This is a genomic window from Burkholderia lata (assembly GCF_902499335.1).
Classification (GTDB): Bacteria; Pseudomonadota; Gammaproteobacteria; order Burkholderiales; family Burkholderiaceae; genus Burkholderia; species Burkholderia lata_B.
In genome coordinates, this window is record NZ_CABVQK010000014.1 from 80,338 (window position 1) to 104,222 (window position 23,885).

Consider the following 23,885-nt stretch of genomic DNA (forward strand, 5'->3'; position numbering starts at 1 on the left):
GCACCGAAAAAGGAAAGGTCATTGTCGCTCGGGCCATGCCGGCAGCAGCGCATCGCGGCCGTTCTCGCGGATCAGCACGAGCGGATAACCGAACGCATCGCTCGCGCGCTCGGGTGTCAGTACGTCGTGCACGGGGCCGGCCCACGCGTGGCCGCGGCCGTCGAGCAACAGCGCATGCGTCGCGAAACGCCGCGCGAGATTCAGATCATGGCACGAGAACAGCACCGTGCGCGGGCCCGCGTCGAGCCATGCGGCCAGCGCGGTCAGGCAATCGATCTGGTGATGCAGGTCGAGATGCGCGAGCGGTTCGTCGAGCAGCATCAGCGGCGCGTCCTGGCACAGCGTCGCGGCCAGCGCGACGCGCTGGCGCTCGCCGCCCGACAGCGACAGCACGTCGCGCGACGCGAGCGCGGTCAGGTCGAATGTCGCCAGCGCGTCGCGCGCGGCCGCGCGGTCGCCGTCACGCTCCCAGCCCCAGCCGCCGAGATATGGAAAGCGGTTGAGCAGCACCGTGTCGAACACGGTCGCGCTGAATGCGTCGTGCAGTTGCTGCGGCATCAGCGCGCGGCGCTGCGCGAGTTGCTCGGGTGGCCACGCGGCAAGCGGCCGGCCGTCGATCTCGACCCGTCCGCCGGCCGGCGGCTGCAGCCCGGCGAGGGTTGCAAGCAGCGTCGTCTTGCCCGCGCCGTTCGGCCCGGCGACGCACCAGATCTCGCCGGGACGAAACGCCCGGCTGAAGCCGTCGAGCAGCGTGCGCGCGCCGGCCTTCAGCGTCAGGTGGACGGCCGCGTAGTTCATGTCGTCAGTGGTGGCATGCAGTGCGGCCCCCGTCATCGCATCGGCCTCCTCAACAACATCCACAGGAACACCGGCACGCCGATCAATGCGGTCATCACGCCGACCGGCAGTTGCGCGGGCGCGATCGCGGTGCGTGCGAGCAGGTCGGCCGCCATCACGCCGCCGCCGCCCGCGAGCATCGCGGCCGGCAGCAGCATCCGCTGGTCGTTGCCGAAGGCGAGCCGCAGCGCATGCGGCACGACGAGGCCGACAAAGCCGATCGTGCCGGCTGTCGTCACCGCGGCCGCGGCGGCCAGCGACGCGACGAGATAGATCCGCACCCGCAGGCGCGCAACGGGCACGCCGAGCGCGAGTGCGGTCGCGTCGCCGCGCAACAGCACGTTCAGTTGCGGCGCGGCCGGCAGCGCGACGCATGCGGCCAGCAACAGCGCACCCCACGCGAACCACGGCGCGGTCACGCCGTTCAGGTCGCCCGTCAGCCAGAAGATGATCCCGCGCAGCCGTGCTTCGGGCGCGAGCGACAGCAGCAGTGTGACGAGCGCGCCCCACCCCGCCGCGATCACGACGCCCGTGAGCAGCAGCCGCGGCGACGCGTCGCGCGACTCGCCACGCCACAGCTCGCGGCGCGCGAGACCGAGCACGAGCGCGACCGACACGAGCGAGCCGGCGAACGCCGACGCATCGACGAGCCACCACGCGCCGCCCGCGATCATCGCGACGAGCGCGAAGCCGGCCGCACCGCCCGACACGCCGAGCACGTACGGCTCCGCGAGCGGATTGCGCAACAGCACCTGCAGCAGTGCACCGGATAGCGCGAGCAGCGCGCCGCATGCAAAGCCCGCGAGCGCGCGCGGCAGGCGCAGCGTGCGGACGATATCGGCGAACAGCGCGTCGCCGCCATGCGGCACGAGCGACGCGAGCGCCTGCCATGGCGACATCGGCACACTGCCGATCGACAGCGACGCGACGAACAGCAACGCGACCGCCGCAGCCAGCGCGGCCCAGATCGCGGTGGCGCGTGCGGCGCTCATGCCGCGCGCGGCGCCGCACACGACGTGTGGCGCACCTGCTTGCGGCTGCCGGCCGGTCGTGACTTGAGCGCCGCGCGGACGATTGGGGTCAGCATCGAAGAAGATTCCATCAAGCATTGCGCGCCCCGCCTCCCCGCAGGCCACGCGTCACGAAGCCCCTGCGGGCTTCCCGTCTCGGCCGGTATCCGGGCTGGCGGCGGTCCGGCTCGCCTTCCCGCGCGATGACGCGCAGTGGCCCGCGTCCGCATGCACGACCTGCACGCGAAACGCGCCCGAGCCGGCCTGCGTCACGGGACGCGGCCGCTTACCGTTGCGGGGGCAGCGCAGGTTGGCGGGCTTCCGGCGCCCACGCCCTGCTTCCCGTTTAACCGCGCGTTCCACGCGCGAGCACCGAGGCGGCGCCAGTTTAGGAGCGGGTCGCGCGAGCGTCAAGGAAGCGTCCGGACACGCATGGGAAGCGCTGATTCGCGGCAAGAAGCAGGGGTGTTACGACTGGAAACGTTACAGATGTCGGATTGCGCGTTATTCCGCGCTAAAATGCTGGGTCTTTAGAGGACGCAGCAAATGCTCAACGAACTCGAAACCCTATCTCAAAATATTGGCCGTCTGATTTCGCTGAACAAGCGCTATCACTCGGAACGGCTCGCGCTCGAGGAGCAGGTCGCGCAATTGCGCGCGGATGCGGACGCAGTCCGCACGGAACTCGCGCAACTGCGCGACGAACGTAATGCGCTCGCAGCCGAGCGCGACACTTTGTCGGCAAAGATCGACGACGCCCAGGTGAAACTGAACGCGATTCTCGAAAAGCTCCCGCGCTCGAAAAGCGCGGAGCAAGCCGACAACCAGCTCGACCTGCTGGATGCACAGGCGCGTGCGGATGGCGATGACGCGGCCAGCCACGGAGAACATGCATGAGCACCAAGCAGATCGAAGTCTCGATTCTCGGTCAGCCCTATCGGCTCGCCTGTTCGGCCGAGACCGAAGCGGCGCTGCTCGAAGCAGTCGCGCGCGTCGACGCCGAAATGTCGAAAATCCGCTCGAACAGCTCGGTACGCGGCACCGATCGCATCGCCGTGATGGCGGCGCTGTCGCTCGCGTCCGAATTGCTGCGGCTGCAAACGAGCGTGCGGCACGGTGAAGCATTTCCGGCGGAAGAAATCCGTCGTACAATGCACCAGATGAACGAACAGCTCGGCGCGGTGCTCGCACAGCACGAGACGCAGTAACGTTTGATCGATGCGTCGATTCCCCTTGATCTCGGCGATCAACGGTGGTCAAATTGGCGCAACGAAACACAGTTCAGTCAGCTTCCCTGCCTGGTTCGCCAAGGTCATATATTCCTTGAACCAATGCCATGTGCACGGTTGCGGAAATTTGTAGCACGGGCGCGCGCGTCACTCTGTCTGATGTACCCGAAGTGCTGCTAACTGCGACCAATTCTGAACCCCAGGTTCAGGATGCCGGCCTAGCGGCCAAGGCGGGGGCCTATCCAACGGCATCGGGCGAAGCCCGGTGCCGTTTTCTTTTGTAGCAGCCTCTTTCTGCGTCGATCACGATCCATGCAATACTGGCTGATGAAGTCCGAACCGGACGAAGCAAGCATCGACGATCTCGCCAACGCACCGCAGCGCTCGCTGCCGTGGACCGGCGTGCGCAACTATCAGGCGCGCAATTTCATGCGTGACACGATGAAGATCGGCGACGGCGTGCTGTTCTATCATTCGAGCTGCCCCGAGCCGGGCATCGCGGGCCTCGCCGAAGTGTCGTCGACGCCCTACCCCGATCCCACGCAGTTCGATCCGAAAAGCCCCTATTACGACCCGAAGTCGAATCAGGAAGCGCCGCGCTGGCTGCTCGTCGACGTGCGTTACGTGAAAAAATCGCCGCTCGTGCCGCTTGCGGCACTGCGCGAACACGACGAACTCGCCGACATGCGCGTGCTCGCGCGCGGCAACCGGCTGTCGATCACGCCCGTCACGCGCGCCGAATGGCGCTTCATCACCGAAAAGCTGATGAAGTAGGCGCACGCCAAAGGTCAAATCTGGTCAGTACGCGCCGCCGTCACGGAACTCGCGGCACTTTCGCGCAGCCTAAGCAACCGCTGCCGGCCGATCGGGCCGGCTGTCGTTTTTTTCGTCGCGCGGCCCGCCCGCGTCGTGCGCGCGCAATCCGCGTGCACGCCCTCGCACAAGGAGTCCAACAATGACCAAGAAATCCGCACTCGCGCTGTCGCTCGCCCTTGCCGCCGCCGTTCCCGTCGCGCTGACGCTCGCGTCGCCCGCCGCGCACGCGCAATCCGCGAACCCGCACTTTCCGGAGCCGGCAGGCGTGCTGTCGCTGTCGTCGCAGGCCAGCGCCGACGTGCCGCAGGACATCATCCACATCACGCTGTTCTACGAGCAGCAGGCCAAGGATCCGGGCAGCCTCACCGCGCAATTGAACCAGCGCGCCGACGCAGCCCTGTCGCAGGCGAAGGGCGTGTCGGGCGTCACCGCACACACGGGCGCATTCTCCGTCTATCCGAGCACCGATCGCGACGGCAAGATCTCCGCATGGCGCGGCCGCACCGAGGTCGCGCTCGAATCGCGCGATTTCGCCGCAGCGTCGAAGCTTGCGGGCCAGCTGTCGAACCTGATGCAGGTCGCGAACGTCGAGTTCTCGCTGTCGCCCGAAGCGCAGCGCGCGGCCGAGCAGAAGCTGACGACCGAAGCGATCAAGTCGTTCCGCGCCCGCGCGGACGAAGCCGCGAAGGCATTCGGCTACAGCAGCTACACGATCCGCGACGTGAACGTCGGCGGCGGCCGCAACGTGCAGCCGTACCCGCGCATGATGGCGATGGCCGCAGCACCGATGGACAGCGCAAAGATGAGCGCGCCGATCGCGGTCGAAGGCGGCAAGGCCACCGTGTCGGTCACCGTCAACGGCTCCGTGCAGATGAAGTAACGCGCAGCGCACGGCAGTCCGAAATGAAAAACGCCGGCCCTCGGGCCGGCGTTTTTCATTTGCGTGCGCGTTGTCGATGCACGCGCCGATCGCACGTGCATCGGCATCACATCATGCAGCGGCATTCGCCGCGCGGCGGCGATACGCCCAGACCATCAAGGCGATGCCCGTGAGGATCATCGGCAGCGACAGCCACTGCCCCATCGACAGGCCGAGCGCGAGCAGGCCGAGGAAGTCGTCGGGCTCGCGCGCGAACTCGACCGTGAAACGTGCGAGGCCGTAGCCGATCAGGAACAGCGCGGAGATCGCGCCCATCGGCCGCGACTTGCGCGAGAAGAAGAACAGCGCGAAGAACAGCGCGATGCCCTCGAGCGCGATTTCATAGAGCTGTGAAGGATGGCGCGGCAGCATCTGGTATTGCATGAACACGTCGGCGAGATGCCACTTCTCGACGAGCTCCGGATGCTTCGGCAACCATGCCGCATCATCGCGCATCGCGCCCGGGAACAGCATCGCCCACGGTGCGGACGGATCGGTCACGCGGCCCCACAGTTCGCCGTTGATGAAGTTGCCGAGCCGCCCGGCCGCGAGCCCCGTCGGCACCATCGGCGCGACGAAATCGGTGACCTGCAGCCAGTGGCGCTTGCGCTGCCACGCGAACAGCACCATCGCGAGCGTCACGCCGAGGAAGCCGCCGTGAAACGACATGCCGCCTTCCCACACCTTGAACACGTCGAGCGGATGCGAGAAGTAGAAATCGGCCTTGTAGAACAGCACATAGCCTAGCCGGCCGCCGAGCACGGTGCCGAGCACGCCGTAGAACATCATGTCGTCGATGTCCTTCGCGGTCCAGCCCTGCGCCGCGACGTGCGGCAGCTTCAGGCGGATCCGGCCGACGACGATCGCCGCAATGAAGCCGACGAGATACATGAGCCCGTACCAGCGCACGGCCAGCGGCCCGAGATGGATCGCAACGGGGTCGAAATTCGGGTGAATGATCATGGGTTAGCGAAGAAGTTTTCGAATGCGGTACGGCCGTCGCAAACGCGCAGCACCGCGCTTTGGACGGCACCGGCGCGTCATCGTTCACGTCATGTGGCGACGCCCTGCGCGCGCACGACGTCGATGAAGCCGGCCAACACGGGGCTCACGTCGCCGGTGCGCCACACGAGGCCCGTCTCGACGACCGGCGCGTGACCGGCGAGCGGCCGGTAGACCACGCCGGTGCGCCGCAGGTTACGCAGCGATTGCGGCACCAGTGCGACGCCCATGCCGGCCGACACGAGGCTGACGATCGTCTGCATCTGGATCGCCTCCTGGCCGATGCGCGGGGTTTCCCCCGCCGCGCCGTAGCAGCCCGTAATGATGTCATAAAAGCCGGGCGCCAAACGACGTGGAAAGATCACGAGCGGCAACGCGGCGACCTCCGCGAGATGGACAGGCTCGTCTTCGGGCGCGTCGCTCGCTGCCGCCGGCATCGCCACCACCAGCGGCTCGCGCACGACGGGCAGGTACGACAACCCGGCCGCGTGGCGCGGCGGCACGGGCGGAATGACGAGCCCCGCATCGATGCGGCCGGCGACGAGTTCATCGATCTGCACGTCGCTCGTCGCCTCCGCGAGTTGCAGCCGCACCTGCGGATAGCGCGCGCCGAACGCCCGCAGCAGCGAAGGCAACAGCCCGTAATCGGCGGTCGACACGAACGCGAGCGACAGCGAGCCGGCCTCGCCGCGTGCGAGCCGTCGTGCAAGCGGCGGCAACGCATCGGCCGACGCAAGCAGCCGGCGCACGTCGGGCAACAGCGCCGCGCCGACCGCCGTCAGCGCCACCGAGCGCTTGGTGCGCACGAACAGCGCGACGCCGAGCGCATCCTCGAGCGCGCGGATCGCCTGCGATAGCGGCGGCTGCGTCATCGACAGGCGTTCGGCCGCGCGGCCGAAATGGCGCTCGTCGGCGACGGTCGCGAAATAGCGCCACTGGCGCAGGTCGGGAGTCGGATCGGCCATGGCTCTCTCATTCGAAAAACGACTTAATAAGCGACAAATAATATATTGGACATCCCAATCCGGACACTCCATTCTTGATTGATCCGAACCGGCGCGCCGTTCACCGGCGTTGCCCAGACAACGATGGAGTCCCCCATGGCTTACAACCGTCGCTCGAAGCACATCACGCAAGGCGTGGCCCGCTCGCCGAACCGCTCGATGTATTACGCACTTGGCTACCAGAAGGACGATTTCGACAAGCCGATGGTCGGCATCGCGAACGGCCATTCGACGATCACGCCGTGCAATTCCGGCCTGCAGCGCCTGTCGGACGCGGCCGTCACGGCCGTGAAGGCGTCCGGCGCAAACCCGCAGATCTTCGGCACGCCGACCATTTCGGACGGCATGTCGATGGGCACCGAAGGCATGAAGTACTCGCTCGTGTCGCGCGAGGTGATCGCCGACTGCATCGAGACCTGCGTGCAGGGGCAATGGATGGACGGCGTGGTCGTCGTCGGCGGCTGCGACAAGAACATGCCGGGCGGGATGATCGCGCTCGCGCGGCTGAACGTGCCGGGCATCTACGTATACGGCGGCACGATCCGCCCCGGCAACTGGAAAGGCCGCGACCTGACGATCGTGTCGTCGTTCGAGGCGGTCGGCGAATTCACCGCGGGCCGGATGTCGCAGGAGGATTTCGAAGGCGTCGAGCAGAACGCCTGCCCGACGTCGGGGTCGTGCGGCGGGATGTACACCGCCAACACGATGAGTTCGTCGTTCGAGGCGCTCGGGATGTCGCTGCTCTATTCGTCGACGATGGCGAACCCCGACCAGGAGAAGGTCGACTCGGCCGCCGAATCGGCGCGCGTGCTCGTCGAAGCCGTGAAACGCGACCTGAAGCCGCGCGACATCATCACGAAGGAATCGATCGAGAATGCGGTGTCGGTGATCATGGCGACGGGCGGCTCGACCAACGCGGTGCTGCACTATCTCGCGATCGCGCACGCGGCCGAGGTCGACTGGACGATCGAGGACTTCGAGCGCATCCGCAAGCGCGTGCCCGTGATCTGCGACCTGAAGCCGTCGGGGAAGTACGTCGCGACCGACCTGCATCGGGCCGGCGGGATTCCGCAGGTGCTGAAGATCCTGCTCGACGCGGGGCTGCTGCACGGCGACTGCATGACGATCACCGGCCGTACGATCGGCGAAGAACTGCAGGACGTGCCCGGTGTGCCGCGCACGGACCAGGACGTGATCTTCCCGATCGACCGTGCGCTGTACAAGGAAGGCCACCTGGCCATCCTGAAAGGCAATCTCGCGGAAGACGGCGCGGTCGCGAAAATCACCGGCCTGAAGAATCCGGTGATCACGGGCCCGGCACGCGTGTTCGACGACGAGCAGAGCGCGATGGATGCGATTCTCGGCGACCGGATCCGCGCCGGCGACATCCTCGTGCTGCGCTACCTCGGCCCGAAGGGCGGCCCCGGCATGCCGGAAATGCTCGCACCGACGTCCGCGATCATCGGCAAGGGGCTCGGCGAATCGGTCGGCTTCATCACGGACGGCCGTTTCTCGGGCGGGACCTGGGGGATGGTGGTCGGCCACGTCGCGCCCGAGGCGTTCGTCGGCGGCACGATCGCGCTCGTGCAGGAAGGCGACTCGATCACGATCGACGCGCACCGGCTGGTGCTGCAGCTGAACGTCGACGACGCGGAACTCGCGCGCCGTCGCGCCGCATGGCAACAGCCGGCGCCGCGCTACACACGCGGCGTGCTCGCGAAATTCGCGGCGCTGGCCCGGCCCGCGAACAAGGGCGCCGTCACGGGTTGACGCGGGCGCATCAAAACATGCGACCCCGATAAACATGGCCGCAGGGGGAACGCGCAAAACGCGCTTTCCCTTTGCTTTTATAATGCGCGGACCATGTAGCCGGCCGTCCCCGCCGGCGGAGAACCGCATGAAACACTCGATATTGCGCGTCCTGCTCGCCACGCTGCTGATCGGCAGCGCGGCGGCGGCGCGTGCCGACCAGGCCGACGGGCTCGCGCTTGCCCAGCGCAAGAACTGCATGGCCTGCCACGCGATCGGCAAGCCGCTGATGGGCCCGTCGTTCCGCGACATCGCCGGCAAGTATGCGGCGCGCGGCGACGCCGTCGATTACCTTGCCCAGTCGATCGTGAAAGGCAGCGTCGGCGTATGGGGCAGCGTGCCGATGCCCGCCAATACGCAACTGACGAACAGCGAAGCCCACACGCTCGCGCAATGGGTGCTGTCGGTGCGCTGACCGGACACCCTGGGCCGGAATAGCCTCCGTGCGGGATGCTGCCGACAGGCGGGCCTGCCCGGGCTGGCTCAAACCTCGCCGACCGCTTCACCGCCCCTTACTGGAATCGCTCCCCGTTTTCCGCCGGAACGGCCGCACACTCAACCTGAGTGACCGGCGCGGCGGCGTGCGATCTCTTCGTCGACCGCGTCGCGAACCCAATCCATCACCTCGGTTTCCAGCGCCAGCGCCACTTCGCGCGTGATCTGGCCGACCAGCCAGGCCGAATGCTCATGCAGCGCATCGCGACAACGGGCCTCGATGGCGTCGCGCCCTTCCCCGGTCAGATAGTTCGTCAGGCGATTGCGCAGGCGCTCGGCGATGTGCTGCGCATCTTCCGGCGTCAGGCCAGCTGCGGCCTGCACATCCGGCTGCGGCGCGGCGGCCGGTACGACGGCCTCCGGCATGTGCGCTTCATGCGCGTGCCCGACCGCCTCGTGTGCCACCGCGGCAAACGCGTGTTGCGGCACATCGTCGTCGGCCAGCGACGATTGCAGCGGCGCACTCATCGCCGCCGAATCTTCGGCCACCACATGCTCCGCGGCGCCGGGTTCGGCCGGCGCATCGGTCTCGCCCATGGAAGCCGCCGCAGCGGTCGCCACGTCGCCCGGCAGTTCGACCGCCGGCAGTTCGACCGCCGGCACGTGCGGCGTCGGCACGGGTTCGACCACGACGGAATCGGGGTCAAGTTCACTTTGAACGGAATCGGCCGGCGCCGCACTGACGGCGTGCGGGGCGACCACGTCGGTGAGCACCGGAATCGCCGCACCGGCAGGCGGTTGCGGCACAGCGGGCGCGATCGAGCGCGCCGGCACCGGCTTGCCCGGCACCAGCACGTCGGTCAGCGTCGGGATCGAGGATGAATCGGCTTCGGTCACGGGAACACTCCGTCGACGGTTGCGGCTAGCCGCCCTGCTTGTAGTTGTTCAGCGCGTAGCCGCGGTCGCGGTAGAACCGGTAGCGGTCGCGGCCCGCGGCCAGCTCGTCCGGCGCGTTGCCGACCACTTCGAGCAGGCGCTCGAAGCGGGCGAACTGCGCGGGCACGGCTGCGCCGAGGTTCAGCAGCACATGATGATGCGGTGCGCGGTCGAGATCCGCGGCCAGCACGATCGGCGTGCCGGCTGCATGCTCGCTGTCGACACCGCAATGCGGGATGAAATCGAGCGGCGAAAACGTCCAGAGCCGCTCGTCGAGCGCGCGCAGGCGCGCGGGCTCGGCGAGCACGACGACCGGCTGCCCGGCCTGGTAGGCCTTGCGCAGCAGCCGGCACGCGTACTCGAGCGAATCGCCGACGTTCGAGTGGAAATCGATCCGCGTCATCGCCCGTGCACCCGCATCGTCGTCAGCACCGCCATCACTGGCCGGCGCGATCGATCAGGAACTGCGCGAGCAGCGGCACCGGACGGCCCGTCGCGCCCTTCGCCGCACCACCCTTCCATGCGGTGCCCGCGATGTCGAGGTGGGCCCACGGATAGCTTTCGGTGAAGCGCGACAGGAAGCACGCGGCCGTCACGGCGCCGGCCGGACGCCCGCCGATGTTCGCGAGATCCGCGAAGTTCGACTTCAGCTGATCCTGGTACTCGTCGTCGAGCGGCATACGCCATGCCGGGTCGTTCGCTTCGCGCGACGCGTCGAGCAGTTCGCCCGCGAGCGCGTCGTCCGTCGAGAACAGGCCGCTGTTGTGGCCGCCCAGCGCGATCACGCACGCGCCCGTCAGCGTGGCAACGTCGATCACGGCGGCCGGCTTGAAGCGCTCGGCATACGTGAGCGCGTCGCACAAGATCAGGCGGCCTTCGGCGTCGGTGTTCAGCACCTCGATCGTCAGGCCCTTCATGCTGGTGACGATATCGCCCGGCTTCGTCGCGTTGCCGCCCGGCATGTTCTCGCAGGTCGGCACGATCGCGACGACGTTGATCTTCAGCCCCATCTCGGCAACCGCACGCATCGTGCCGAGCACGGAACCGGCGCCGCACATGTCGTACTTCATCTCGTCCATGCCCTCGCCCGGCTTCAGCGAGATGCCGCCCGTGTCGAACGTGATGCCCTTGCCGACCAGCACGACCGGCGCGGCCTTCACGGCGGCGCCCTGGTAGTGCAGCACGATGAACTGCGGCGGCTCGACCGACGCGCGCGCGACCGACAGGAACGAGCCCATCTTCAGCGCCTGGATCTGCTTGAGCCCGAGCACTTCCGCCTTCAGGCCCCAATCCTTCGCGATCTTCTTCGCGGTGTTGCCGAGGTAGGTCGGCGTGCAGACGTTGCCCGGCAGGTTGCCGAGGTCGCGGGTGAGATCCATCCCGTTCGCGAGCGCAACGGCCTGCTTGACCGCGACCTTCGCGGCCTTTTCGTCGGACGGATCGACACTGAACACGACGCGCTTGAGCGTATGCGACGCCGGTTCCGGCTTGCTCTTCATCTGCGTGAAGCGGTAGGTCTCGTTGCGCAGCGCAAGAATCGCCGCGCGCACGCCCCAGTCGGAGCTGCGCTCGTCGACCGGCAGTTGCGCGAGCGTGAACGTAACCTGGACGACCTTGGTCGCCAGCAGCGCGCGCCATGCGGCCGTCACGGCATCGTTATAGGCTTTCTGATTGAAAGCATCCTGCTTGCCGAGGCCGACGAGCAGCACGCGCGACGCGCCGATGCCCGACACTTCGTGCAGGAACAGCGTCTTGCCGCGCTTGCCGTCCATGTCGCCGGCCTTCACCACGCGCGAAATCAGCCCCTTGGTGGCCGTGTCGATGTCGAGCGCCGCGCCCGAGAGGGTCTGCGCCTCGAAGATGCCGAGCACGATGCAGTCGGACTTCCCGGTCAGGAACCCCTTGGCCTCGCCTTTGCTCCAATCACAGCCTTTTATGCTAAAGTCCATCGCGCTTGTCCTCGGATAAAATCTGGGCTAAGGATGAAAGCCGCAATTATCCGCTATTTTTCCCGTGGCGGCGCGAGCGCTCCACCACGCGTGCGCAGCCTCCCGCCCTCTTCTCATCAAGAATGATCTTCGAACGCTCCCTCCAGCGCGAGCTTGCGTATACGGCTGGCGCCGTGTTCATGGTGCTGCTCACGATCATGCTCACGACGATGATGATCCGCATCGTCGGCTACGCCGCGTCCGGTGAAATCGATCCGCGGGACGTCCTCGTGCTGATCGGCCTCACCGTGATCGGCTACCTCGCCGTGATGCTCGTCGTCACGCTGTTCGTGTCGATCCTGTTCGTGCTGACCCGGTGGTACCGGGACTCCGAAATGGTCGTGTGGCTCGCGTCGGGCGTGAGCCTCACGCGCCTCATCAAGCCGATCGGCGTGTTCGCCACGCCGATCGTGCTGCTGATCGCCTTCTTCGCGTTCGTCGGCTGGCCGTGGTCGAACCAGCAGAGCAAGATGATCAAGGCGCGCTTCCAGCAGCGCGACGAGATTTCGCTGCTCGCGCCGGGCCAGTTCCGCGAGTCGGCCGCGAACCACCGCGTGTTCTTCATCGAGAAGATGACGCCCGACCAGAGCAAGGTGCAGAACGTGTTCGTGACCTCGACCGAGAACGGCAAGGTCAACGTGGTCGTGTCGCAGACGGGCCATACGGAAACGCACGACGGCAGCCGCTTCGTCGTCCTGGAGGACGGCCGCCGCTACGACGGCACGCCCGGCCAGCCGAACTTCAAGATCATGGAGTTCGAGCGCTACGGCGTGAAGATCACGAGCACGCCGGTCACCAACGTGCCGACCACCAACAGCACACCCACCCTGGACCTGCTGCGCAACCCGACGCGCGACAACCTCGCGGAATTCGCGTGGCGCGCGGGGCTGCCGCTGATCGCGATCAACCTGTTGGTGCTCGGCATTCCGCTGTCGTACCAGAACCCGCGCCGCAGCCGCACGATCAACCTCGTAATGGCCGTGCTGATCTACCTCACGTACTCGAACCTGCTGAACGTGGTGCAGTCGCAGATCGAGCAGGGCAAGATGTCGTTCGGCGTCGGCCTGGTCGGCCTGCACGCGCTCGTCGCGGTGATCGTCGCCGTGATCTTCTGGTTGCGCGTGCGCAATCGTCCGCTGTTTACACGCGCGCTGTTCGGCCGCTCGGGGGCATGATCGATGCGGCTCTATGAAAAGTACTTCGCGCGGCAGATCTACGTCACGTTCGTCTTCATCCTGTTCGCGTTCTCGGGCCTGTTCTTCTTCTTCGACCTGATCAGCGAACTGAACTCGGTCGGGCACGGCAACTACAAGTTCGGCTACGCGGTGCTGCGCGTCGCGCTGCAGACCCCATCGCGCTTCTACGAGATCATCCCGGTCGCCGCGCTGATCAGCGCGATCTACGTGTTCGCGCAAATGGCTGCGAACTCGGAATTCACGATCTTCCGCGTGTCGGGCCTCGCGACCAACCAGGCGCTGCGCTCGCTCCTGAAGATCGGCGTGCCGCTCGTGATCGTCACCTACCTGATCGGCGAATTCGTCGGCCCGTACGCCGACCAGCTGTCCGAACGCGTGCGGCTGCAGGCGCTCGGCGCGTCGGTGTCGTCGAACTTCCAGTCGGGTGTGTGGGTGAAGGACACGCTCGCGGCCCGTGAAAACGGCGAGCAGGTCACGCGCTTCGTCAACGTCGGCAGCCTGTCGCCCGACTCGACGATCAGCAACGTGCGCATCTACGAATTCGATTCGAAATTCGAGCTGCGCAACGTGCGGATCGCGCAGACGGGCCGCTACGAGCCGCCCGGCCACTGGCTGCTGAAGGGCGTCACCGAAACGGAGCTGACGCCGATCAAGCCGATCAGCGGCCAGCCGGCCGACGCGCTGAATCCCGTGTACCGGTCGCAGCAGGTATCGCTGCCCGAATACCGGCTGCGCTCGGACCTGACGCCGCAGATCCTGTCGGTGCTGCTCGTGTCGCCGGAGCGCATGTCGATCATCAACCTGTTCCGCTACATCCAGCATTTGCGCGAGAACCAGCAGGACACGCAGCGCTACGACATCGCGCTGTGGCGCAAGCTGCTGTATCCGTTCGCGGTGTTCGTGATGCTCGTGCTGTCGCTGCCGTTCGCGTACCTGCACACGCGTGCGGGCGTGGTCGGCGTGAAGGTGTTCGGCGGCATCATGCTCGGCATGAGCTTCCAGCTCCTCAATACGCTGTTCTCGCACATCGGCACGCTGAACACGTGGCCCGCGCCGCTCACCGCGGCGACGCCGGGCCTGATCTATCTCGCGCTCGGCCTGTTCTCGCTCAAGTGGGTCGACCGGCACTGAGCGCCGCGTCATGACGGAGGCTTCGACATGAGTTCGCACGGCATCGTCCTGTTCGGCCATGGCGCCCGCGACCCACGCTGGGCCGAGCCGTTCGAGCGGCTCGCCGCGCGGCTGCGCGGCGCCCCCTCCCCCGCTGCGCACGTGTCGCTCGCGTTCCTCGAGCTGATGACGCCGTCGCTCGGTGACGCGATCGCCGCGCAGGTCGCGGCCGGTTGCTCGCACATCACCGTGGTGCCCGTGTTCTTCGGCCAGGGCGGCCATGTCCGCCGCGACCTGCCGCAGCTCGTCGACGCATGCCGCGCCGCGCATCCGGGTGTCGAGATCCGCTGCGCGACGGCCGTCGGCGAAGACGACGGCGTGCTCGACGCGATCGCGCGCTACTGCATCGACCAAATCGGCGACGACGCGTAAATCACGCAGTCGCGGCCCACAAAGAAAAAGCGCTGGCTTGCACCAGCGCTTTTTTCGTTTGGGACTCCAGCCGGATCCCGCTCAGGCGGCATTGCGCAGCGAATCGCCCGCCTTGGCCTGCCCGGCGCGCTCGGCGAACGCGTCGCCGATCATCAGCAGGCTCGGTTCCGCAGGATCGAGCCACGCCTGCGCGTCGCCCGCCGCCATCTGCGCGAGCGTCAGCGTCAGCGTGCGCTCGCGCGCGGTGCTGCACGCCTCGACGATCGCCACGGGCGTCGCCGGCGCGCGGCCCGCGTCGATCAGTTCCTGCGCGATGCCGGGTGCGCTGTCGCGGCCCATGTAGTAGACGATCGAATCGGCGCGCGCAGCTTCGCGGATCTCGTCACTGCCCGGCGCGCGGCTGTGCGTCGCGAACGCAACGCTGCGCGACACGCCGCGTAGCGTCAGCGAACGCTTCAGCGTCGCCGCGCCGGCCAGCGCCGCGGTGATGCCCGGCACGACCTCGTAGTCGATGCCGGCCGCTTCCAGTGCGCGCATCTCCTCTTCGGCACGACCGAACAGCATCGGGTCGCCGCCCTTCAGCCGGACGACGCACGCATGCTCGCGTGCCGCATCGACGATCTGCTTGTTGATGAAGTGCTGCGCGGTCGAGCGCTGCCCGCAGCGCTTGCCGACCGCGATCCGGCGCGCGTTCGGCGCGTAGTCGAGCATCGCGGGCTCGACGAGCGCGTCGTGCAGCACGACGTCCGCCTGCTCGAGCAGCCGCGCGCCGCGCACCGTGATGAGGTCGGCCGCGCCCGGCCCTGCTCCGATCAGATACACCTTGCCCATGTTTGTCGCTTCGCCTTCCAGCGGACGTCGGCTCCGGCCCGCGCCGCCGCAAGGCGGCGCGGTTTCCCGGTTACGCCGAGAACGCCCGGATCATCCCTGCGGCGACCGTGTGGTGCGTCGCCTCGTCGATCAGCACGAACGCGCCGGTACCCGGATGCGCGTCGTACGTGTCGCAAACGATCGGCTTCTGCAGCGTCAGCGCGACGCGGCCGATGTCGTTCATCTTCAGCTCGTGACGGTCGGTCGCGTGCGACAGCGTGTGCACGTCGAGCACCTGCTTGACGCCGCCGATCTTCGCGAACACCGTGCTGGTGGTCTGCTTCAGCAGGTACTTGCGCTGCGGCGACAGCGGCGTCTCGTCGAACCAGCACAGATCGGCTTCGAGCTTCTTCGCCGGCTCGACCGGCTCGCCGGACGTGACGAACATGTCGCCGCGCGACACGTCGACGTCTTCCGCGAGGCGGATCGTCACGGTCTGGCCCGCGAACGCGTGCGGAACGGACGCGGTGCCGCCCGGCACCGGCGCGACGATCTCGGCGATCGTTGCCGTGCGGTTCGACGGCAGCACGGCGATCGCGTCGCCGACCTTCACTTCGCCCGACTCGATACGGCCCATGTAGCCGCGGAAATCGTCGGCCGAGCTGCCGTCCTGGCGCGCGACCCACTGCACCGGGAAGCGCAGCGCGTCATGCGCCTGCGTCTCGACCGGCAGCGATTCGAGCACGTCGAGCAGCGGCTCGCCCGCGTACCACGGCATGCGCTCGCTCGCGCCGACGATGTTGTCGCCCTTCAGCGCCGACACCGGCACGAAGCGCACGTCGCTCAGGCCGAGCTGCTTCGCGAGCGTGACGTACGCGTCGCGGATCTCGTTGAAGCGTGCTTCGCTGTAGTCGACGAGGTCCATCTTGTTGATCGCGACGATCACGTGCTGCAGCGCAAGCAGCTTGACGATCGCGCTGTGGCGCTTGGTCTGCGGCAGCAGGTCGGCCACGCCGTTCTCGATCGTCACGCGCGTCGCGTCGATCAGGATGATCGCCGCGTGCGCGGTCGATGCGCCCGTCACCATGTTGCGCGTGTACTGCTCGTGGCCCGGCGTATCGGCGATGATGAACTTGCGCTTCGCGGTCGCGAAGTAGCGGTACGCGACGTCGATCGTGATGCCCTGCTCGCGCTCGGCTTCGAGGCCGTCGGTCAGCAGCGCGAGGTCGAGCTCGTCGCCGACCGTACGCTTGTTCTTCGCGCGCGACAGCGCGGACAGCTGGTCGGACAGCACGGCCTTGCTGTCGTACAGCAGGCGGCCGATCAGTGTGCTTTTGCCATCGTCGACGCTGCCCGCGGTGATGAAGCGCAGCACGCCGAGGTCTTCGTTGTTCTCGATGATGCTCATGGTGTGAATGTCCTCGTGTGCTTCAGAAATAACCTTGCTTCTTGCGCTGTTCCATCGCGGCTTCGGATGCCTGGTCGTCCATCCGGGTCGCGCCGCGCTCGGTGATCTCGGTCACCGCCGTCTCGGCGATGATCTTCTCGACGTCGTCCGCGTCGCTCTCGACCGGGCACGTGCAGGAAATGTCGCCGACCGTGCGGAAGCGCACCTGCGCGAGCTCGCTCGTCTCGCCGTCACGCATCGGCGTGAGCGGCGTGACGGGCACGAGCAGCCCGTTGCGGCGCACGATCTCGCGCTCGTGCGCGTAATAGATCGACGGCAGTTCGAGGTTTTCGCGCGCGATGTACTGCCACACGTCGAGCTCGGTCCAGTTCGAGATCGGGAACACGCGCAGGTGCTCGCCCTTGTGCAGGCGCGCGTTGTACAGGCTCCACAGTTCCGGGCGCTGTGCCTTCGGATCCCACTGGCCGAATTCGTCGCGGAACGAGAAGATGCGTTCCTTCGCACGCGCCTTCTCTTCGTCGCGGCGCGCGCCGCCGATCAGCGCCGTGTAGCCGTACTGCTCGATCGTCTCGAGCAGCGTGACGGCCTGCGCGGCATTGCGCGAATCGGTTTCGCGGCGCAGCACGACCGTGCCGCGCTTGATCGAATCCTCGACATGGCCGACAACCAGCTCGGCGCCGAGCTCTTTCGCGCGGCGATCGCGGAAGTCGATCACTTCTTCGTAGTTGTGGCCCGTGTCGATGTGCACGAGCGGGAACGGCAGCGTCGTCTTGCGGTTCGCGCCGAGGCCGAATGCCTTCAGTGCCAGATGCAGCACGACGACCGAATCCTTGCCGCCCGAGAACAACAGTGCCGGCTTGCTGCATTCGGCGACCAGTTCGCGCAGGATGTGGATCGACTCGGCTTCGAGCCAGTCGAGGTGGCCCATGCGGTTGTCGGCACCGGTGGGCGGGGCAAAGGCGGATTGCTCGAGCGTCGTGCTCATGATTTCAGTCCTTCTCTTCTGGGTTCGTGCCGCCCGCTGTCGCAGGCGGCGCAATATTCAGTTTCTTGTCAGGCTTTCAGTGCGAGGCGCCGGCAACGGCTTCCGCGGGAATCGGCGTGATCGTCGTGATGTGCAGCCCGCATTCCTTCGTATCGCGCGACTCCCACCACCAGCGGCCCGCACGGCTGTCCTCGCCGGGACGGATCGCCCGCGTACAAGGCTCGCAGCCGATACTCGGGTAGCCGCGCGCATGCAGCGGATTCACCGGCACGTCAAACGCGTTAAGGTACGTCCACACGTCGCTTTCCGTCCAGTCGGCGAGCGGGTTGTACTTCGCGATCCCGCGCGCTTCGTCCTGTTCTTCCTCGTGCAGCTCGGCACGCGTGACCGACTGTTCGCGGCGCTGGCCCGTGACCCATGCGCCGACGTCCGACAGCGCGCGGTTCAACGGCTCGACCTTGCGGATGTGGCAGCACGACTTGCGCAGCTCGACGCTCTCGTAGAACGCGTTCAGGCCGTGCTCGGCGACGTACTGGTCGACCGCGTCCTGTTGCGGATGGAACTGCTCGATCTCGTAGCCGTAGCGCTCGCGCACCCGGTCGATCATGCCGAGCGTTTCCGCGTGCAGGCGGCCCGTGTTCAGCGAGAAGATGCCGATTCGCACGCCCTTCGACAGGATCGCATGCGTCAGCAGCATGTCTTCCGCCGCGAGGCTGCTCGCGAACTTCACCTTCTCGTGGCGGGCACCGATCTGCGCGAGCAGCGCGTCGAGGCGCTCGACCTTCGCGGCGAGTTCCGGCGTCAGCGCGGTGGCGGTCGCGGTGCTCATGCGCCCACCTTGGCGTCGGCCGCGGCGGCGCGGCGGCGGAACAGCGGCGCCGGCTCGTCGAACGCGCCCTGGTAACGCTGCGTGAATTCCGTGAACGCATTCAGCGCGTCGTGGATGTCCTTGTCGGCGCGCACCGCATACGCGTCGAAGCCGCAACGCGACATGTACAGCAACTGGTCGCGCAGCACGTCGCCGATCGCGCGCAGTTCACCCGTCCAGCCGTGACGCTCGCGCAGCAGGCGCGCGATGCTGTAGCCGCGGCCGTCCGCGAAGCGCGGGAACTCGACGGCGATCAGCGAAATCGCGCCGAAATCGGCCACGAGATCGGCCGGCTCGCTGTCCGGTGCGAGCCACACGCCGAGCTCGTCCTTCGTCTTCGCGGCGACGAGCGCCGCGCGCTCGGCCTGCCACAACGCGAACGGCACCAGCACCTTGCCGGCCGGCAACGCGTCGACCGCGGGCAGCGCACCGTCTTCCGCCGCGCGCACGACCTGCCATGCATCGTCGATCACTGCGCGGTTCTTGATAATCGAAGCCATCTGCTAATTCCTTCTACCCGGTTGGTTACGCGTTCACTGCCTGGCGCGCCGCATACACGCGCTCCTTGAACGGCGCGATGCCGATGCGGTCGTACGTGTCGACGAAGCGTTCGCCGTCGACGCGCGATTCGACGAACGTGTCGATCAGCTTCGCGATCACGTCGGGCACTTCTTCCGCCGAGAACGACGGCCCGATCACGCGGCCGAGGCGCGCGCCGTTCTGGCCCGTGCCCTGCTCGCCGCCGAGCGACACCTGGTACCACTCGGCGCCGTCCTTGTCGACGCCGAGGATGCCGATGTTGCCGACGTGGTGGTGACCGCACGAGTTCATGCAACCGGAAATGTTCAGCGACAGGTCGCCGAGGTCGTACACATAGTCGAGATCGTCGAAACGCTGCTGGATCGCCAGCGCGATCGGGATCGACTTCGCGTTCGCGAGCGAGCAGAAGTCGCCGCCCGGGCACGCGATGATGTCGGTCAGGAGGCCGATGTTCGGCGTCGCGAAACCGGCGGCCTTCGCCTTTTCCCACACCGCGAACAGGTCGCGCTTCTTCACGTTCGCGAGAATCAGGTTCTGCTCGTGCGACACGCGCAGCTCGCCGAACGAGTATGCGTCGGCCCAGTCGGCCACCAGCTCCATCTGCTGGTCGGTCGCATCGCCCGGAGCGACGCGGTGATCCTTCAGCGACAGCGTGACGGCTGCGTAGCCGGCCACCTTGTGCGGCGCGACATTACGCTCGACCCAGCGCGCGAATGCCTTGTTCTCGAGCAGGTGCTGTTCGAACGATGCGTCGGTGTCGGCCAGCTTCTCGTAGACGGGCGGCTGGAAGTACTGCGACACGCGATCGACTTCCGCCTGCGTGAGCGTCGACGGGCCGTCCTTCAGGTGCTGCCACTCTTCCTCGACCTGCTGCGCGAACTTCGCGGGCGACAGCGCCTTCACGAGGATCTTGATACGCGCCTTGTACAGGTTGTCGCGGCGGCCGTAGCGGTTGTATACGCGCAGCACGGCTTCGCAGTAGGTGATCAGGTGCTGCCACGGCAGGTCTTCCTTGATCACCGCGCCGATGATCGGCGTCCGGCCGAGGCCGCCACCCGCGAGGATGCTCGCGACCACCTCGCCCTGCGCGTTCTTCTTCAGGTACACGCCGAGGTCGTGGATCTGCACGGCCGCGCGGTCGTCCTTCGAGCCCGACACCGCGATCTTGAACTTGCGCGGCAGCCACGCGAATTCGGGATGGAACGTCGACCACTGACGCAGGATTTCCGACCACGGACGCGGATCGATCTCTTCGTCCTGGGCAACACCCGCGAACTGGTCGGCCGTGATGTTGCGGATGCAGTTGCCCGACGTCTGGATGCCGTGCATCTGCACCGACGCGAGCTTCGCGAGGATCTCGGGCGTGTCTTCCAGCTCGATCCAGTTGAACTGGATGTTCGAGCGGGTCGAGAAGTGGCCGTAGCCGCGGTCGTGTTCGCGGGCGATGCGCGCCAGCATCCGGAGCTGGTCGCTGCGCAGGTTGCCATACGGAATCGCGATGCGGTGCATGTACGCGTGGCGCTGCATGTACAGGCCGTTCTGCAGGCGCAGCGGACGGAACTCTTCTTCGCTCAACTCGCCCGACAGCCGGCGGCGCACCTGATCGCGGTACTGCGCGACACGCTCGTCGACGATCGTCTGGTCGTATTGGTCGTACTGATACATTCGGGGACCCCAGGGTTTTCGTGGTGACCGCGCGACGTCCTAGCCACGTCGCGCCCGAATCTCCGTTCCGCTGTCACCGCCCCCATCCGCTGCCGGGTGGATTGCTAATGACGAAAACAGATATCCATATTTGAAAAACTCCGGTGAATCGTAATAAACTCGCCTTATATTTCAAACGACTAAAAAATTCTGTTGATATGCGGAAGGGTTATAAATGAACCTGCACCAATTTCGCTTCGTGCGCGAGGCCGTCCGGCAGAATTTCAACCTCACCGAGGCCGCCAAGGCGCTCTACACGTCGCAACCGGGGGTATCGAAGGCGATCATCGAGCTCGAGGACGAGCTGGGCGTGGAGATCTTCACGCGGCACGGCAAGCGCGTGCGCTCGCTCACCGAGCCGGGCAGGATCATCCTCGCGTCGGTCGAGCGGATTCTCCAGGAGGTTGAAAGCCTTAAAAGGGTCGGGAAAGATTATGCGGCGCAGGATCAGGGCAACCTGACCATCGCCGCGACCCACACACAGGCCCGCTACTCGCTGCCGGCCGCGATTGCCGAATTCAAGAAGCGCTTCCCGAAGGTCCACCTGTCGATCCTGCAGGGCAGCCCGACACAGGTCGCCGAGATGGTGATCCACGACCAGGCCGATCTCGCGATCGCGACCGAGGCGATTTCCGACTACAAGGAACTCGTGTCGCTGCCCTGCTTTCAGTGGCACCACGCAGCCGTCGTGCCGGCCGACCATCCGCTGCTCGAGCGCAAGCCGGTCACGCTCGACGATCTCGCGCAGTACCCGCTGATTACGTACGACGACGCGTTCGCGGGCCGCAAGAAGATCAACCATGCGTTCGCGCTGCGCGGGCTGTCGCCGGACATCGTGCTCGAGGCGATCGACGCCGACGTGATCAAGACCTATGTCGAACTCGGTCTCGGCGTCGGGATCATGGCCGACATCGCGTTCAATCCCGAGCGCGACCGCAACCTGCGGCTGATCCCGGTCGGCCACCTGTTCGGCAGCAACGTGACGCGCGTCGCGCTCAAGCAGGGCGCCTACCTGCGCGGCTATGTGTATACGCTCGTCGAACTGCTGTCGCCGACGCTGAACCGCAAGCTGATCGAGCAGGCGCTCAAGGGCGAATCCGAATCGTACGAACTCTGAGCGGCGTGTATAAACACGGGGGCGCACATCGCGCCCCTTTTTTGCTGTCCGACGGAGAATTCCGCATGACGCTTCCCGCCCTGTTGCGCCGCGCCGCCGGCACCGCCCTCGTACTGGCCTGCGCAGCCGCGCATGCCGACCTGAAGGTCGGCGTCGACCTGTCGTCGACCGGCCCGGCCGCCGCGATCGGCATCACGAGCAAGAACGCGATCCTGATGTGGCCGAAGACGATCGCCGGGCAGCCCGTGCAGGTGACGGTGCTCGACGACGCGTCCGACCCGGGCACCGCGGTGCGCAACATCCGCAAGCTGGTCGACGAGGATCGCGTCGACGTCGTGGTCGGGCCGAACATCACGCCGGCCGCACTCGCGGCGCTCGATGCGGTGGCCGCCGCGCAGACGCCGATGATCACGCTGGTCGGCTCCGGCGCGATCGTCGAGCCGCAGGAAGGCGCGCGGACCTGGGCATTCAAGATGGCGCAGAGCGACCGCGCGATGGCCGACGTGATGACGCGCACCATGTCGAACCGCGGCGTGAAGACGGTCGGCTTCATCGGCTTCGCGGACAGCTACGGCGACAGCTGGCTGAACGAATTCACGCGCTTCGCGGACCTGCGCAAGATCCGCGTCGTCGCGACCGAGCGCTTCAACCGCACCGACGCGAGCGTGACGGGCCAGGCGCTGAAGCTGATCGCCGCGAAGCCCGACGCGATCCTGATCGCGGGCTCCGGCACGCCGGCCGTGCTGCCGCAGCGCACGCTGATCGAACGCGGCTACAAGGGCCCGATTTACCAGACGCACGGGATCGCGACGCCGGAATTCATCAAGCTCGGCGGCAAGGACGTCGACGGCACGCTGTTCCCGACCCAGCCGGTGGTCGTCGCGCGCACGCTGCCGGCCGATCATCCGGCCCGCAAGGCCGCGCTCGCGTTCGTCGACGCATACGAGGCGAAGTACGGCGCCGGCACGGTCACGCAGTTCGCGGGCGACGCGGCGGGCGTCTACCCGCGCCTCGCCGACGCGGTCGGCCGCGCGCTGAAGGCTGCGCAACCCGGCACGCCGGCGTTCCGCGCGGCGCTGCGGCACGAGCTGGAACGCGCGCACGAGCTCGTCGTGCCGAATGGCGTCGTCAACACGAGCGACAAGGATCATGTGGGGCTCGACCAGCGCGCGAGCGTGATGGGGATCGTCAAGCAGGGCCGATTCGTCTACCTCAGTCAGTAACGTGCACGGCCGGCAACCGGGCAGCTTGCCCGGCGCCGGGATTTCGGACATAATCCGCGTTTCGCCGCGCACAATCGCATGCGCGGCCAGGATCAAGCCCAGGTGGTGAAATTGGTAGACGCAGGGGACTCAAAATCCCCCGCCGCAAGGCGTGCCGGTTCGATTCCGGCCCTGGGCACCAGCATTCTCGCAGCGTAATGCGCTGCGCCTCCCGAAACCCGCGCAAGCTCGCCGCTTCGCGGGTTTTTTGTTTTTGCCGTGCGCCGCAACGCGCGCCCCGCGCAACAGTCCAAGCATCATGAGGATGCGCGGCACGGAGGCACGCCATGTCCATCCGCACGATTTCATCCCCGCTCTGCCGCCGGGTGCTCGCCGTGGCGCTGTCGCTCATGCTGGCCGGATGCGACGTACTGACCGCGCCGCCGGTGCCCGACTGGCCGGGCCCGCACGCGCCCTACCCGTTCCCGGACAGCATTCCGCATCGCACCGAATGAACGCGCGGGATCG

Annotated in this window: 25 protein-coding genes, 1 tRNA gene, 1 other RNA gene and 1 riboswitch; of the genes, 14 read left to right on the forward strand and 13 right to left on the reverse strand. The window is 66.9% G+C overall.

What is annotated here, in order from left to right; translation table 11 throughout:
- Positions 1-18: 18 nt before the first annotated feature.
- Positions 19-834, reverse strand: coding sequence for an ABC transporter ATP-binding protein (locus tag BCO18175_RS30240; RefSeq protein ID WP_174986358.1), 816 nt, complete (start codon positions 832-834; stop codon positions 19-21).
- On the reverse strand, positions 831-1,829 hold the full coding sequence (locus BCO18175_RS30245; protein WP_174986359.1) for a FecCD family ABC transporter permease: 999 nt from the start codon (positions 1,827-1,829) through the stop codon (positions 831-833). The genes BCO18175_RS30240 and BCO18175_RS30245 overlap by 4 nt, the downstream gene beginning before the upstream one ends.
- 159 nt (positions 1,830-1,988) lie before the next feature.
- Positions 1,989-2,239, reverse strand: a riboswitch (cobalamin riboswitch).
- 154 nt (positions 2,240-2,393) lie between these two features.
- Between BCO18175_RS30245 and BCO18175_RS30250 the strand changes: the two genes are divergently transcribed.
- The 5 genes from BCO18175_RS30250 (at position 2,394) to BCO18175_RS30270 (ending at position 4,772) form a co-directional block, all read left to right on the forward strand.
- Positions 2,394-2,744, forward strand: a complete 351-nt coding sequence (locus BCO18175_RS30250) for an ATPase (protein WP_174916400.1) — start codon at positions 2,394-2,396, stop codon at positions 2,742-2,744.
- A complete protein-coding gene (locus BCO18175_RS30255; protein WP_006478091.1) occupies positions 2,741-3,055 on the forward strand; it encodes a cell division protein ZapA in 315 nt (104 codons plus the stop codon). Before BCO18175_RS30250 ends, BCO18175_RS30255 begins: the two co-directional genes overlap by 4 nt.
- Before the next feature lie 80 nt (positions 3,056-3,135).
- Positions 3,136-3,317, forward strand: a non-coding RNA gene (ssrS, locus tag BCO18175_RS30260) — 6S RNA.
- Positions 3,318-3,388: 71 nt separating this feature from the next.
- Positions 3,389-3,850, forward strand: coding sequence for an EVE domain-containing protein (locus tag BCO18175_RS30265; protein WP_174916399.1), 462 nt, complete (start codon positions 3,389-3,391; stop codon positions 3,848-3,850).
- A 181-nt stretch (positions 3,851-4,031) separates the two neighbouring features.
- Complete coding sequence (locus BCO18175_RS30270) at positions 4,032-4,772, forward strand: SIMPL domain-containing protein (RefSeq protein ID WP_174916398.1); 741 nt, start codon at positions 4,032-4,034, stop codon at positions 4,770-4,772.
- 111 nt (positions 4,773-4,883) lie between these two features.
- On the opposite strand, the gene lgt is transcribed toward BCO18175_RS30270, so the two are convergent.
- Both lgt and BCO18175_RS30280 read right to left on the reverse strand, forming a co-directional pair.
- On the reverse strand, positions 4,884-5,774 hold the full coding sequence (gene lgt / locus BCO18175_RS30275) for a prolipoprotein diacylglyceryl transferase (RefSeq protein WP_174986361.1): 891 nt from the start codon (positions 5,772-5,774) through the stop codon (positions 4,884-4,886).
- Positions 5,775-5,863: 89 nt separating this feature from the next.
- Positions 5,864-6,778 (reverse strand): LysR substrate-binding domain-containing protein, encoded by a 915-nt coding sequence (locus BCO18175_RS30280; RefSeq protein WP_174916396.1) that lies wholly within the window; start codon positions 6,776-6,778, stop codon positions 5,864-5,866.
- 135 nt (positions 6,779-6,913) lie between these two features.
- Here BCO18175_RS30280 and ilvD point away from each other — a divergent pair, with 135 nt between their 5' ends.
- Positions 6,914-8,587, forward strand: coding sequence for a dihydroxy-acid dehydratase (ilvD, locus tag BCO18175_RS30285; RefSeq protein ID WP_174986363.1), 1,674 nt, complete (start codon positions 6,914-6,916; stop codon positions 8,585-8,587).
- A 127-nt stretch (positions 8,588-8,714) separates the two neighbouring features.
- Positions 8,715-9,041 carry a c-type cytochrome gene (locus tag BCO18175_RS30290; protein WP_174916394.1) on the forward strand — a complete coding sequence of 109 codons (327 nt, stop codon included), beginning with the start codon at positions 8,715-8,717 and terminating at the stop codon, positions 9,039-9,041.
- Between the two features lie 140 nt (positions 9,042-9,181).
- Here BCO18175_RS30290 and BCO18175_RS30295 read toward each other — a convergent pair whose 3' ends face one another.
- Genes BCO18175_RS30295 through BCO18175_RS30305 form a run of 3 tightly spaced genes read right to left on the reverse strand, consistent with a single transcriptional unit; the run spans position 9,182 to position 11,946 of the window.
- The gene (locus tag BCO18175_RS30295; RefSeq protein ID WP_174986365.1) at positions 9,182-9,958 is read right to left on the reverse strand and encodes a DUF2486 family protein; all 777 of its coding nucleotides are present in this window, start codon (positions 9,956-9,958) and stop codon (positions 9,182-9,184) included.
- A 25-nt stretch (positions 9,959-9,983) separates the two neighbouring features.
- Positions 9,984-10,400 carry a DNA polymerase III subunit chi gene (locus tag BCO18175_RS30300; protein WP_174916392.1) on the reverse strand — a complete coding sequence of 139 codons (417 nt, stop codon included), beginning with the start codon at positions 10,398-10,400 and terminating at the stop codon, positions 9,984-9,986.
- 34 nt (positions 10,401-10,434) lie between these two features.
- Positions 10,435-11,946: a leucyl aminopeptidase gene (locus BCO18175_RS30305; RefSeq protein ID WP_174986367.1), complete on the reverse strand. Its 1,512-nt coding sequence runs from the start codon at positions 11,944-11,946 to the stop codon at positions 10,435-10,437.
- Between the two features lie 122 nt (positions 11,947-12,068).
- On the opposite strand from BCO18175_RS30305, the gene lptF reads away from it, so the two are divergent.
- Genes lptF through BCO18175_RS30320 form a run of 3 tightly spaced genes read left to right on the forward strand, consistent with a single transcriptional unit; the run spans position 12,069 to position 14,723 of the window.
- A complete protein-coding gene (lptF, locus tag BCO18175_RS30310; RefSeq protein WP_174986369.1) occupies positions 12,069-13,160 on the forward strand; it encodes an LPS export ABC transporter permease LptF in 1,092 nt (363 codons plus the stop codon).
- A gap of 3 nt (positions 13,161-13,163) precedes the next feature.
- On the forward strand, positions 13,164-14,312 hold the full coding sequence (gene lptG / locus BCO18175_RS30315; protein WP_174986371.1) for an LPS export ABC transporter permease LptG: 1,149 nt from the start codon (positions 13,164-13,166) through the stop codon (positions 14,310-14,312).
- Between the two features lie 27 nt (positions 14,313-14,339).
- Positions 14,340-14,723, forward strand: coding sequence for a sirohydrochlorin chelatase (locus BCO18175_RS30320; protein ID WP_174967696.1), 384 nt, complete (start codon positions 14,340-14,342; stop codon positions 14,721-14,723).
- A gap of 81 nt (positions 14,724-14,804) precedes the next feature.
- On the opposite strand, the gene cobA is transcribed toward BCO18175_RS30320, so the two are convergent.
- The 6 genes from cobA to BCO18175_RS30350 form a co-directional block, all read right to left on the reverse strand.
- Positions 14,805-15,554, reverse strand: coding sequence for a uroporphyrinogen-III C-methyltransferase (gene cobA / locus BCO18175_RS30325; protein WP_174986373.1), 750 nt, complete (start codon positions 15,552-15,554; stop codon positions 14,805-14,807).
- 70 nt (positions 15,555-15,624) lie between these two features.
- Positions 15,625-16,941 (reverse strand): sulfate adenylyltransferase subunit 1, encoded by a 1,317-nt coding sequence (locus BCO18175_RS30330; protein WP_174986376.1) that lies wholly within the window; start codon positions 16,939-16,941, stop codon positions 15,625-15,627.
- Positions 16,942-16,963: 22 nt separating this feature from the next.
- Positions 16,964-17,926, reverse strand: a complete 963-nt coding sequence (gene cysD, locus BCO18175_RS30335; protein ID WP_174967693.1) for a sulfate adenylyltransferase subunit CysD — start codon at positions 17,924-17,926, stop codon at positions 16,964-16,966.
- Between the two features lie 76 nt (positions 17,927-18,002).
- On the reverse strand, positions 18,003-18,755 hold the full coding sequence (locus tag BCO18175_RS30340) for a phosphoadenylyl-sulfate reductase (RefSeq protein WP_174967692.1): 753 nt from the start codon (positions 18,753-18,755) through the stop codon (positions 18,003-18,005).
- Positions 18,752-19,294 (reverse strand): DUF934 domain-containing protein, encoded by a 543-nt coding sequence (locus BCO18175_RS30345; protein ID WP_174967691.1) that lies wholly within the window; start codon positions 19,292-19,294, stop codon positions 18,752-18,754. Before BCO18175_RS30345 ends, BCO18175_RS30340 begins: the two co-directional genes overlap by 4 nt.
- A 25-nt stretch (positions 19,295-19,319) precedes the next feature.
- Positions 19,320-20,999 carry a nitrite/sulfite reductase gene (locus BCO18175_RS30350; protein ID WP_174986377.1) on the reverse strand — a complete coding sequence of 560 codons (1,680 nt, stop codon included), beginning with the start codon at positions 20,997-20,999 and terminating at the stop codon, positions 19,320-19,322.
- Positions 21,000-21,213: 214 nt separating this feature from the next.
- Here BCO18175_RS30350 and BCO18175_RS30355 point away from each other — a divergent pair, with 214 nt between their 5' ends.
- The 4 genes from BCO18175_RS30355 (at position 21,214) to BCO18175_RS30370 (ending at position 23,872) form a co-directional block, all read left to right on the forward strand.
- Positions 21,214-22,155, forward strand: a complete 942-nt coding sequence (locus BCO18175_RS30355; protein WP_085041128.1) for a CysB family HTH-type transcriptional regulator — start codon at positions 21,214-21,216, stop codon at positions 22,153-22,155.
- A 65-nt stretch (positions 22,156-22,220) separates the two neighbouring features.
- On the forward strand, positions 22,221-23,378 hold the full coding sequence (locus BCO18175_RS30360; RefSeq protein WP_174986379.1) for an ABC transporter substrate-binding protein: 1,158 nt from the start codon (positions 22,221-22,223) through the stop codon (positions 23,376-23,378).
- 96 nt (positions 23,379-23,474) lie between these two features.
- Positions 23,475-23,559, forward strand: a tRNA-Leu gene (locus tag BCO18175_RS30365).
- A 145-nt stretch (positions 23,560-23,704) separates the two neighbouring features.
- Entirely contained in the window at positions 23,705-23,872 is a 168-nt protein-coding gene (locus BCO18175_RS30370) for a hypothetical protein (RefSeq protein ID WP_174967688.1), read from the forward strand.
- The last annotated feature ends 13 nt before the right edge of the window (positions 23,873-23,885 follow it).